The organism is Vibrio aphrogenes (assembly GCF_002157735.2).
GTDB classification, from domain to species: Bacteria; Pseudomonadota; Gammaproteobacteria; order Enterobacterales; family Vibrionaceae; genus Vibrio; species Vibrio aphrogenes.
The window spans coordinates 901,906-914,380 of the sequence record NZ_AP018689.1; the positions used below are offsets into that span (position 1 = coordinate 901,906).

General features: G+C 40.9%; 9 protein-coding genes. All 9 read left to right on the plus strand.

What is annotated here, in order from left to right:
• The first annotated feature begins 195 nt into the window (after nucleotides 1-195).
• A complete protein-coding gene (locus tag VCA1004_RS04190) occupies nucleotides 196-744 on the plus strand; it encodes a hypothetical protein (protein WP_086982836.1) in 549 nt (182 codons plus the stop codon).
• Nucleotides 745-882: 138 nt separating this feature from the next.
• A complete protein-coding gene (locus VCA1004_RS04195; RefSeq protein WP_086982838.1) occupies nucleotides 883-3,405 on the plus strand; it encodes a molybdopterin-containing oxidoreductase family protein in 2,523 nt (840 codons plus the stop codon).
• Nucleotides 3,402-4,220, plus strand: a complete 819-nt coding sequence (locus VCA1004_RS04200) for a 4Fe-4S dicluster domain-containing protein (protein WP_086982840.1) — start codon at nucleotides 3,402-3,404, stop codon at nucleotides 4,218-4,220. Before VCA1004_RS04195 ends, VCA1004_RS04200 begins: the two co-directional genes overlap by 4 nt.
• Nucleotides 4,207-4,914 carry a cytochrome b/b6 domain-containing protein gene (locus VCA1004_RS04205; protein WP_164520821.1) on the plus strand — a complete coding sequence of 236 codons (708 nt, stop codon included), beginning with the start codon at nucleotides 4,207-4,209 and terminating at the stop codon, nucleotides 4,912-4,914. The genes VCA1004_RS04200 and VCA1004_RS04205 overlap by 14 nt, the downstream gene beginning before the upstream one ends.
• 175 nt (nucleotides 4,915-5,089) lie before the next feature.
• Nucleotides 5,090-5,701: a hypothetical protein gene (locus VCA1004_RS04210; protein ID WP_086982845.1), complete on the plus strand. Its 612-nt coding sequence runs from the start codon at nucleotides 5,090-5,092 to the stop codon at nucleotides 5,699-5,701.
• 489 nt (nucleotides 5,702-6,190) lie between these two features.
• Nucleotides 6,191-7,495, plus strand: coding sequence for a trigger factor (gene tig, locus VCA1004_RS04215; RefSeq protein ID WP_086982847.1), 1,305 nt, complete (start codon nucleotides 6,191-6,193; stop codon nucleotides 7,493-7,495).
• A gap of 267 nt (nucleotides 7,496-7,762) precedes the next feature.
• Complete coding sequence (gene clpP / locus VCA1004_RS04220; protein ID WP_086982850.1) at nucleotides 7,763-8,389, plus strand: ATP-dependent Clp endopeptidase proteolytic subunit ClpP; 627 nt, start codon at nucleotides 7,763-7,765, stop codon at nucleotides 8,387-8,389.
• Nucleotides 8,390-8,555: 166 nt separating this feature from the next.
• Nucleotides 8,556-9,836 (plus strand): ATP-dependent protease ATP-binding subunit ClpX, encoded by a 1,281-nt coding sequence (clpX, locus tag VCA1004_RS04225; protein WP_086982852.1) that lies wholly within the window; start codon nucleotides 8,556-8,558, stop codon nucleotides 9,834-9,836.
• A 129-nt stretch (nucleotides 9,837-9,965) separates the two neighbouring features.
• On the plus strand, nucleotides 9,966-12,317 hold the full coding sequence (gene lon, locus VCA1004_RS04230; RefSeq protein WP_086982854.1) for an endopeptidase La: 2,352 nt from the start codon (nucleotides 9,966-9,968) through the stop codon (nucleotides 12,315-12,317).
• The last annotated feature ends 158 nt before the right edge of the window (nucleotides 12,318-12,475 follow it).

Genomic DNA, 12,475 nt, shown 5'->3' on the forward strand with positions numbered 1-12,475 from the left:
GTGCTGAGGGCTTTTTATTTCACCTTAATTTTATTTAACCTCAATTGCGAATAACAGTGTCACTCATAATGAGTCTAACCTGCTGACTTCTCGTTATTCGCAACTGAGGCTGCTTATTCAATGACTGAGTTTGTTACTTGTATTGATGACTTAGCTTGTATACTTTGAGTATTATTTTTAGTTAAAGGGAAGTGTATGGCGCGTTTAGGAATGTTGATTCAAACTATTTTAGCCGTATCGATTTTTTATTTGGGGTACACCATTTACCATTTTACTGCGACGGTCACGACAGTAGTGGATAAGTACCCTCAATTACTCAATGATATTTCTAAAACTGCGGAAACGTTGAAAGTGGATGAGTGGTTAATGGTGGCAAATAAGTTTGCTGATGTGACGCCAGAGGCCTTAAAAACCGCGCAAGATATCAACCAGACCGTAGATAAAGTCAACACCACGGTCAAGGCTGTTAATAACACTGCTGAGAATATTAACCAAACGATCCCGAAAGTGTTGGATGAAGTGCAGGCGGTGAGAACCGATGTCTTGCCTAAGGTATTGGCCGAATCTGCGCAATTACGTGAAGCCGTTCCTCCGATGTTGGCTAAAGTTGATAGTTTGATGGATAAAAGTGAGCAATTATCGAAGCAAGCAGCTCAAGGAGCAGTAAAAGGCGTTATCTTGTCACCGATAGATCTGCTAAAAGATGCTGGAACCGGCATAAAGAATACTGTAACCCATGAATAAAAAGTGGATAATGTTGATCGACTTCAGACAATATCATATTGCTTCTATTACTTTTGGTTACATTTGACTTCGATCACAATACCCCTTTAGGGGTAGTGGTACATCTTTGTATAATAATTATTCAAAGATGGAAGAGCAATGAAATCTAATGTTAATCACAGCCGGCGCTCATTTCTAAAAAGTGCTTCTTTATTGGGGAGCGCGGCAATTTTTATGCCAGCTACTTCATTGGCTAATTCAATATCCTCATCAAACTCTACCTTAAATGTGTCTTCTGCGGTCTTTATGGGGGAAAAGCGTATTCCCGTTATGTGTCGCATGTGCGCACAAATGTGTCCTGCTTTTGCTGTAGTAATAGATGGTCAGGTAGTACGTATTGAAAATAACCCTATTAATAAATATGCCGGTGTTTGTGGTCGGGGGCGAGCAGGTCTTGCTGCGTTATACAGCCAAGACCGAATTAAAACACCATTAATTCGTACCGGAGAGCGTGGACGAGGTGAATTTCGTCCAGCGTCTTGGGATGAAGCATTAAATCGCGTAGCTGACTCTATAAATGAACTGAAATCTCAAGATAAAATTGAACGTTTATACTACCTTTACCGCTATAGTTCAGCTCCATTGTACGACAAAAGTTGGTTTCACTTGTTAGGAACTAATAATATTGTTGATTATGCTGATACTTGTTGGAAAAGTACGGCTTTTGCTCAACAAATGGTATTTGGTAAAGGTGGTGCTGGAGCATTTACTTCCGATTGGGAGAACGCTAAATATGGAGTGATTATAGGAAAAAATCCCGGCGGTGCAGTGATTGGTTATGGTTGGTCAAAGCTCTTTGCTAATGCACAAAAAAATGGTGTACCGTTTACTATTGTTGATCCTCGCCGCCCAAATGAATTAGGCCAATCTTATGCAGATTGGTTGCCTATTCGACCTGGTACTGACAGTGCATTTTTAATGGCTGTCATGCAATCCTTAGTCAAGGATAATCGGGTTAATTGGGCATCATTAGCTGAAAAAACTAATGCGGATATGCTGGTAGATGCAAAAACGTTTGCTCCAGTTGATGCAACACCCAATTATTGGGTATTTGATAAAAACTCTCAAAAAGTTGTGAAAAAATATGATGTGACCGTGGCAGAATTAAATGGTGAATGGCAATTTAATGGTCAAACCGTTACAACAGCATGGGTTGTTTGGAGTCGATCTCTACTCGCATTATCAATGAATGATTTACTTGACGAGAGTGGTATGACTGAGGCTCAAGTGGCCTCGGTAGCAAAACGCCTTAGTGATACTATGCCACAATGCTTTGTGGAAGTTGGTTACCGTTTTTCTCGTCATAGCTCTGATTTACGAGCTCAATTAGCAGCACTTCAGTTGAATTTATTGCTCGGCACTTTCGGTGAAAAAGGCGGAATTTTAGTTAATAAAAATGCGAAATTAGGTATGCCATTAATAGCACCTGCGCCTGGTGTCAATGCATTTACTCAGTGGTTTAAGGAAAACGATCAAGATAGTTGGGGGGTAAATTCTTCTTCACATCGTGCACTTATCGAAAAGGCATATCACCAAGATATGCCGCAAAAACCAGAAATGCTGTTTTTATGGGGTAATAACTTATTAGGAGGAACGACTGGCGGAGTAGACATTGCTTCAATGCTTGAAACCATTCCCAATATTGTCGGTGTTTCTCCTTTTTGGAATGATACCTTGATGTACGCCGATGTAATCTTGCCGGATTGTACTTATCTTGAACGAGATGAACCTCTTGGCGCTGATTATAAAACTTTAGTTCCTGTTATCGGTGTGCACCAAAAGGCTGTAGAACCATTATTTGACTCTAAGTCAGGTTATTGGATCTTAACTCAATTAGCAAAACGAACATTAAACGATTCCGATTATCAAACTTATTTTGCTGAGTTGGCAGAAACTGGTTTAGCGGCAACTAAAGAAAAACAACTGTTTGGTGTCATGGGTTTAACTGAGGCTGAACGTCAAACTTTACCAAAATCTCTAGATGAATTAGAGCGTGCTGGTGGCTGGAGTGGTTTTGAAAAAGAGCATCCGCTTATTGCTGTAACACCCACACAGCGATATGAACTTTTTAGTACTCAGTTATTCAATATGTGGTCATCGATTAAGCAGAATCAACCAGGTTATAAAAATGTTGATCATGCCTCGCCCCTCAACGTGCAATTACCGCCTGCTTGGATTCAAGAGAAAGGAAAGGTCAAAGATAATGAGTTCATTCCTGTTACAGGTTTTTCACCACTAGGTAGCTTTACTGGTGCACAAGCGCGCGACAATGCCATTTTGCATCATCTTCAAAATTTAACGCAATTTAGTCGAGTATTTATTAATACTCAACGTGCAACATTGTTAGGTTTAAAGTCTGGTGATGAAGTAGCGATCTGGTCTAAAGATGATAAATCAGATTTACAAACCGCGACCTTAGAAATTCGTCAAACCATTCATCCTGAAGTGATATTCACTTATTTCTGTGCAGGTAATGGCCTATATGGTCCTAAACAAAAATTGGAATATGCGGCGGCTAGTGGGATTAACGTTAACCAATTTGGGCATACTCGTTTAGCGCCGGGAGTAAAAACGCACACGCCACAAGATATTGTTTTAAAAATTGAGAGGATCCAAGCATGAGCAATGTGATTTTATATGATGCAATTGATTGTATCAATTGCTTTGCTTGCATGTCAGCATGCAGTAGTGAAAATCGACTTCGTCAACAGCGTGATTCAAATAAGCATATCGCCGTTTCGATGAATTCAAAAGGCAGTGATACCTATTATTTAACCCCGGTAAATCATGAGGTGGGTGAATACCCTAATGCGCGTACAATTGTTGGGTTTCATCATTGTCAACATTGTGAAAATGCTCCTTGCTTACAGCATTGTCCAAGCCATGCCATTGAGCGTCGTCCTGGAGGGGAAATAGTGATTAATGAAAAAGCATGCGTAGGTTGTCAAACCTGCGTTGATGTGTGCCCTTACAATGTACCGCAATACGATCCCCAAACTAATAAAGCGAGCAAATGTATTGGCTGTTATGACAGAATTGAAAATGGTTTGCCACAAGCGTGTGTGTCGGCGTGTCCAACTGGGGCATTGCAATCGGGTTCACGTGAAGAAATGATTGCGGAAGGGCGTCATCGAAAAGCTCATTATGAGAAATCCCTACAACAAAAAATAGTGCTATATGGTGAAGAAGCACCTAATAGTTATGTTGGAAGATTACATTGGTTAACCATAGCCCCTAAAGTTTATCAAAATGAGTATTTAATTCCTGAAAACCCAAAAGAAATAGGTATGCAGATTCGAAGTGTGGTCAAAGATTGGTCTGGTGTCGGCGTCGGTGTAACTGCAGGAGCGCTAGCATTACATGGCCTATTTTACTTTACTCAGCGTAAGAATCTGGTTCAGCAAGCTGAGTTTAAGGAGAGGAATGATGAAAAATGATAAGCAAGTTCAGGCTTTCACGGGTGTACAGCGTTGGTATCATAAACATATTATTCATTTTATGTTTTTTTTAACTATAACTGGTTTGCCTGTGTTCTCGCATAATTTTACTTGGTTAGGATATTTATATGCAGTGCCATATGATTTTCTCACAGGGGCAAATAGTATCATTTTGGCTGATGGGATTAATACGGCTCGAATGCTACACCGTATAATAGCATTAATGTTTGTGTTGTCTTCAATACCATTTGTGATCGTGATGCTTAAAGACATCAAAAATTGGCAAATATGGCCAGAAGATAAATGGACTATTGGTGCTTTGATTTCTGGTATTAAAGAGGTGGTCTTTACCTATACTACTTTCAAACATGGCAAGATTGGTAAATACAATGTGGCGCAAAAATTAATGGCGTGGGCGATTATTGGTTGCACACTTGGCATTGCTGTGTCGGGTATTATTTTGATGTTCCGCGGTCAATTTTCATTGGATGTACAAGAATGGTTGCGTAGTTTACATGCAGTGTGTTTTGTTTTGCTTTGCATCATGATGGTAGCGCATATTTATTTTGCAGTATTTCCAATTAATCGGGAAGGTCTGCGCTCCATGTTTGGTGACGGTAAGTTATCTTTAGAACACATTAAGCATCATCACCCTCTTTGGTATGAAAAATTGATCAGAAAAAAGGGGCAATAACACTCGAGTTTTAAGGCCTTGCAATCTTAGGGTTAAGGTCTTATTTAAAGTTAATGGAAATTCAGCCAAGCCGATTTGACTGTCTGTTAGATGGGCTTTGGCTTCCTAAAGTTAGCGATTATATGAGCGCATTTGTATCACTCATGTACACGGAAAGTGATTGAGGAGAGATAGGATGTTTTTGAAGACGTTAAAACCATTATTTCAGTCAGGTTTGATGATATGGGGAAGTGTTTTATTAGTGCTGGTTGGCTGCTCCAGCTCGCCGTCCTCCTCGATGAGTTATTATTACACTGATAGCTGGTGGTATGGTGATTATTGGTTTTATCAAGATTATGTGTACCCCGATTGCTGTCACAACGAGGGTGAATTTAAACAAGCCGTTACTAACTGGTGGCATACCTTAGATCCAGATAAACAAGCCGAAATTAAAGACAAAGTCAAAAATTGGCAAGAGGGCGATGGGCCAGATATTTCGGCATTAAAAAATGATTTTCAAACTAAATTTGATTCATTATCACCGCAGCAGCAACAAACCATTACCGAAAAGCGCGAATCAATACGCCAGCAAATGTCTGAAAACCCTAAAGTATTGGAAGCGGCAACCAATAATGAAACCCATTCACCGCTAACGACAGAACAAAAACAACAATTAAAAAACCGTTGGCAAAGCGCGGATCGTCCCACTTTACAAAGACCCACCACACGACCAGCAGTCAGGCCGACGATTAACCGACCTTCATTTGGTGGCGGTGGTTTAGGTGGTCGAATGGGCGGGCGTCGTTAAAGATGGCAATGAATAACCTGCTCACTCAAAGGGGTTACAACCGATGGTGTGCTCTATTTTTAATCACTCAAATGAAAAATTCATCCTGGAGTCTTGAAAAAAAATAGAATGTCCCCACCTATGAAACGTGATCATTCTCCCTACTGAATAAAAAACCAGAGAATGAGTACATGAGAATTTAGGACTTGACTCGACAGGCTTAACTCATGCCGCTAGAATGGCGCGTCTGAATTTTATCCTGAGACTAATAGGAGAGGCCTTTTTCTTTATTTTTCTATTTAAGATGTTATCTGTTGTAAAAATGAAGAAGGTTTCACTCATTAGTTCAATTAATCAGTGGGCAATCTTGCCGATTTAGGTTGATTGATGCTCATAATTTTATGTGTCCATATTGGATACAACACAAGGAGTGAAGCTAATCCTTTCCCTAAAGGTTTAGATTAGCTCATACGCTCATACTTACTGAGCCAGTTTTGAGGTTTATAAATAATGCAAGCTACTGTTGAAAATCTAGAAGGCCTAGAGCGCCGTCTTACTATTACTGTTCCTGCTGCTAACATTGAAGATGCAGTAACAGCTGAATTGCGCAACATCGCGAAAAACCGTCGTTTTGATGGTTTCCGTAAAGGTAAAGTACCGATGAAGATGGTTGCACAAATGTACGGCAAAGCAGTACGTCAAGATGTGATGGGTGAAGTGATGCAACGCCACTTTATTGAAAGCATCGTTAAAGAAAAAATCAACCCAGCAGGCGCACCAACGTTTGCTCCAGTTGAAAATGAAGCAGGCAAAGATCTTGTTTTCACAGCAACTTTTGAAGTTTACCCAGAAGTTGAACTTAAAGGTCTTGAAAGCATCGCAGTTGAAAAACCAGCGGTAGAAGTAAAAGATGAAGACGTTGCTGAAATGCTAGAAACACTTCGTAAACAACAGTCTACTTGGGCTGAAGTTGAAGAAGCTGTAAGCGAAACAAGCCGTGCAACTATCGATTTCGTTGGTTACATCGACGGTGAAGCATTTGAAGGTGGTAAAGCAGAAGGCTTCCCTCTTGAAATGGGCCAAGGTCGCATGATTCCTGGTTTTGAAGATGGCATTCTAGGTAAGAAAGCAGGTGAAGAATTCTCAATTGATGTGAACTTCCCAGAAGATTACCACGCTGAAAACCTAAAAGGTAAAGCAGCGAAGTTTGATATCAAACTGAACAAAGTTGAAACTCGTGAACTTCCTGAGCTAACAGACGAATTTGTTTCTAAGTTCGGCGTAACTGAAGGCGGCGTTGACGCACTGAAAGTTGAAGTACGTAAAAACATGGAACGTGAGCTTAAACAAGCGGTTAAAAACCGTATTAAAGAGCAAGCGATCAATGGTCTGGTTGAACAAAACGAGATGGACGTACCTTCTGCACTTATCGATCAAGAAATCCAAGTGCTACGTCAACAAGCGGCTCAACGTTTTGGTGGCAACCCTGAAGCAGCAGCTCAACTTCCACGTGAATTGTTTGAAGAGCAAGCAGCACGTCGCGTTAAAGTTGGCCTATTGTTAGGTGAAGTGATCAAATCTGAAGACCTTAAAGCTGACGACGAGCGCGTAAAAGCACTGATCGAAGAAATGGCAACAGCGTACGAAGATCCATCTGAAGTAATCGCTTACTACGAGCAAAACGAGCAAATGATGAATAACATTCGCAACGTAGCGCTAGAAGATCAAGCTATTGATGCAATCATCGCTAAAGCAAAAGTTTCTGAAAAAGAAGTTAGCTTTAATGAGTTAATGAACCAGCAACAACCTGCTTAATCACTCAAATATTAAGTGAAATCAGGCTGCGCTGAGCAGAAGAGTTGACAGTGTTTTAGTTCTTCTGTTACCAATGGCTCGATATGGTCTCTACATTTTGGAGTGGATCATACGAGCCATTTTATTTTTTAGCTTGCTAATCTATTTTTATCTGGCGATTCAATGAAATGGTATTGGTAAGCATCTAGGTTTATGATTAACTTATCTTGTTTATTATTTTAGTAATCAATTCAGGTTGATAAACCTATCTACTACAGGGAAAGCGAAATGAGCTACCAAGAAAATAATACAATGTCTCCAATTGTTGATGCGCTTGTGCCAATGGTGGTAGAGCAAACTTCTCGTGGTGAACGTTCTTATGATATCTATTCTCGCTTATTGAAAGAACGCATTATCTTTTTGACCGGCCAAGTTGAAGATCACATGGCAAATCTAGTGGTTGCTCAATTACTATTTTTAGAGTCAGAAAGTCCAGACAAAGATATCTTTTTGTATATTAACTCACCAGGTGGTTCTGTTACTGCTGGTATGTCAATTTACGATACTATGCAATTTATTAAGCCAAACGTGAGCACAGTATGTATGGGACAAGCATGTTCTATGGGTGCGTTCTTGTTGGCGGGTGGCGCAAAAGGGAAACGTTTCTGTTTGCCTAACTCTCGCGTGATGATTCACCAACCATTAGGTGGCTTCCAAGGTCAGGCTTCTGATATTCAGATTCACGCACAAGAAATTTTAACCATTAAACAGCGCTTAAATAATTTATTATCAGAACATACAGGCCAACCACTTGAAGTGATTGAGCGTGATACTGATCGTGATAACTTCATGTCTGCTCAACAATCTGTTGATTATGGCTTGGTTGACGCAGTATTAGATAAGCGCCCAGCTTAATGGTTTGCGGGCTTATCAGAGATATTGGTTGAAACCTTTTCATGATAAGTCTGCCAATCGCTTTACAGTTTGCTGCTGTGTTGAAAGAGCCGTTTAATTGCCACAAGCATAGTCAGCAAAATTGTTATAGACTGAAAGAAAGAATTAAAGGCTAAGAGGTTAGCGAATGACAGATAAAAGCAAAGAGGGTGGAAGTACTAAACTTCTGTATTGCTCTTTCTGCGGTAAAAGCCAGCATGAGGTTCGTAAGCTGATCGCAGGTCCTTCCGTTTACGTATGTGATGAATGCGTCGATTTATGCAACGATATCATTCGTGAAGAAGTGAAGGATGTGATTCCGAAGAAAGAATCAGAAGCACTTCCTACACCAAAAGAAATTCGCGCGCACTTAGACGATTATGTTATCGGCCAAGATTACGCGAAGAAAGTGTTATCAGTAGCGGTATATAACCACTATAAACGCTTACGTAATGGCGATAAAACCAAAGACGGTGTGGAACTTGGCAAAAGTAATATCTTGTTGATTGGTCCAACGGGTAGTGGTAAAACATTATTAGCCGAGACATTGGCTCGTTTTCTTGATGTACCGTTTACGATGGCGGACGCAACCACATTAACCGAAGCGGGTTATGTGGGTGAAGATGTTGAAAATATCATTCAGAAGCTGCTGCAGAAATGCGATTACGATGTAGCTAAAGCCGAGCGTGGTATTGTGTACATTGATGAGATCGATAAGATTTCTCGTAAGGCTGAAAACCCATCAATCACACGTGACGTTTCGGGTGAAGGTGTACAACAAGCATTATTGAAACTTGTTGAAGGAACCGTAGCATCAGTGCCACCACAAGGTGGTCGTAAGCATCCTCAACAAGAATTCTTGCAAGTTGATACGTCTAAGATCTTATTTATCTGTGGTGGCGCGTTTGCGGGCCTAGATAAAGTGATTGAACAACGTGTGGCGGTTGGTACAGGAATTGGTTTTGGTGCTGAAGTTCGTAGTAAAGACGAAGCGAAAAGTGCCGGTGAGCTATTCAAACAAGTCGAGCCGGAAGATTTGGTAAAATATGGTTTGATCCCAGAGTTTATCGGTCGTCTTCCAGTCACTACCACGCTAACTGAGCTTGATGAAGAAGCATTAATCCAGATTCTTTGTGAACCTAAAAATGCCTTAACTAAGCAATATGGTGCGTTGTTTGATCTTGAAGGTGCTGAGCTAGAATTCCGTGAAGATGCGTTAAAAGCCATTGCGAAGAAAGCGATGGAGCGCAAAACCGGAGCACGTGGTTTACGTTCAATTCTTGAATCCGTTTTACTTGAAACTATGTATGAGTTGCCATCGAATAAAGATGTCACCAAAGTAGTGATCGACGAAACCGTGATTAAGGGTGAATCTGAACCTTTGTTGATTTATCAAAACGCTGAAAATCAACTTGCGAGCTCAGAATAACTCGACTAGAAACTAAAATATTAATTTAAAGGAGGCTTTTGGCCTCCTTTTTTAATTTTGTTATTGAATCTAGCAATATAGCCCCCATATACTTTTCAATGAATGTGCAAACGGAATAGAGAGAATAATATGAACTTGGAGCGTTCCGAGCGTATCGAGATTCCCGTATTACCCTTACGTGATGTCGTGGTTTACCCTCACATGGTTATTCCACTTTTTGTTGGTCGTGAAAAGTCGATTCAATGTCTTCAAACCGCAATGGAAACCAATAAGCAAGTCTTATTAGTGGCTCAAAAAGATGCGGAAACCGATGAACCGAACATCGATGACCTATTTTCAACGGGTACAATTGCGACGATTTTGCAATTACTGAAATTGCCAGATGGTACCGTTAAAGTCCTCGTTGAAGGTCAACAGCGTGCCAAAGTCCACACGTTTTCTAATCAAGAATTCTTTACGGCCGATGCGGAATATTTAACCACACCAGAAATTGATGAGCGTGAGCAAGAAGTCATTGTTCGTAGTGCAATTAATCAATTTGAAGGCTTTATTAAGCTCAATAAAAAGATCCCACCAGAAGTGCTGACCTCATTGAATGGGATTGATGAAGCGGCGCGCCTTGCGGATACTATCGCCGCTCACATGCCACTTAAACTCAATGATAAGCAACGTGTCCTTGAAATCACGGATGTAGTAGAGCGTCTTGAGTTTCTGATGGGCATGATGGAATCGGAAATTGACTTATTACAAGTTGAAAAACGCATCCGTGGCCGTGTTAAAAAGCAAATGGAAAAATCCCAGCGCGAGTATTATTTGAATGAGCAAATGAAAGCTATTCAAAAAGAACTCGGCGATATGGATGATGCTCCTGACGAATTTGAAGCGCTGCAAAAGAAAATTGAAGCCGCTAAGATGCCAAAAGAAGCACGTGAAAAAACCGAGCAAGAACTTCAAAAATTAAAAATGATGTCACCGATGTCAGCCGAAGCGACGGTTGTCCGTGGCTACATTGACTGGATGGTTGGGGTTCCTTGGAGCAAGCGTTCTAAAGTGAAAAAAGATTTAGCCAAAGCGGAAGAAATCTTAAATCAAGATCACTATGGATTAGAGCGAGTTAAAGACCGTATTCTTGAGTATCTTGCGGTACAAAATCGCGTTAACAAGCTTAAAGGACCGATCTTGTGTTTGGTTGGGCCTCCGGGGGTGGGTAAAACCTCATTAGGCCGTTCTATTGCTGCGGCAACTGGCCGTCAATACACACGTATGGCACTTGGTGGCGTGCGTGATGAAGCTGAAATTCGTGGTCACCGTCGTACTTATATTGGTTCGATGCCGGGTAAATTGATCCAAAAAATGTCGAAAGTGGGCGTGAAAAACCCGTTATTCCTGTTAGATGAAATCGACAAAATGGCTTCCGATATGCGTGGTGACCCATCATCGGCATTATTAGAAGTGCTCGATCCGGAACAAAACAACTCGTTTAACGATCATTATCTGGAAGTGGATTATGATTTGTCTGACGTGATGTTTGTCGCGACCTCGAACTCAATGAATATTCCTGGCCCATTGCTTGACCGTATGGAAGTGATTCGTCTTTCCGGTTACACCGAAGATGAAAAACTTAATATTGCAAAACGTCACTTAGTGGATAAGCAAATTGAGCGCAATGGTTTGAAAGCGAATGAAATTATTATTGATGATTCGGCGATCATTGGCATCATTCGTTATTACACTCGTGAAGCCGGTGTGCGTAGCTTAGAGCGTGAGATTTCAAAAGTTTGCCGTAAAGCGGTGAAAAATATTCTGCTGAATAAAGAATTGAAATCAGTCACCGTTACAATGGATAACCTAAAAGAATATTTAGGGGTTCAACGTTTTGATTACGGTAAAGCTGAAGACAATAATCGTATCGGTCAGGTGACAGGGCTTGCTTGGACGGAAGTTGGTGGCGACTTATTGACGATTGAAACACAATCTATGATTGGTAAAGGTAAGCTGACTTATACCGGTTCTTTAGGTGATGTGATGCAAGAGTCGATTCAAGCGGCAATGACGGTGGTACGCTCTCGTGCTGAGAAACTGGGTATTAACTCTGATTTTTACGAAAAGCGTGACATTCATGTTCACGTACCGGAAGGTGCTACACCGAAAGATGGCCCAAGTGCGGGTATCGCAATGTGTACAGCGTTAGTGTCTAGCCTAACGGGTAATCCTGTTCGTGCTGATGTAGCGATGACTGGTGAGATCACCTTACGTGGTGAAGTATTGCCTATTGGTGGTTTGAAAGAGAAACTTCTGGCAGCACACCGTGGTGGTATTAAAACGGTGATCATTCCAAAAGAGAATGAACGTGATCTAGAAGACATTCCTGCAAACGTTATCGGTGACTTAAATGTTAAGCCTGTCCAATGGTTAGATGAAGTTTTACCGCTAGCCTTGGAAAAAGACCCAGCAGGTTGTGTGATTGAGGTCACAAACTAGTGATATTCAACAAATTTAGTTAAAAGAATGACGCTGACAAGCCAGAAAGTACTTGTCAGCGTTTTTTTTCAAGGCTAAGTTAACTTTCGAGAGACCTGAGCCAAGAGTGACGGGGGATAAGCCTTCGAAAAGCTGATTAAATAAAGGCCAGTCTATTA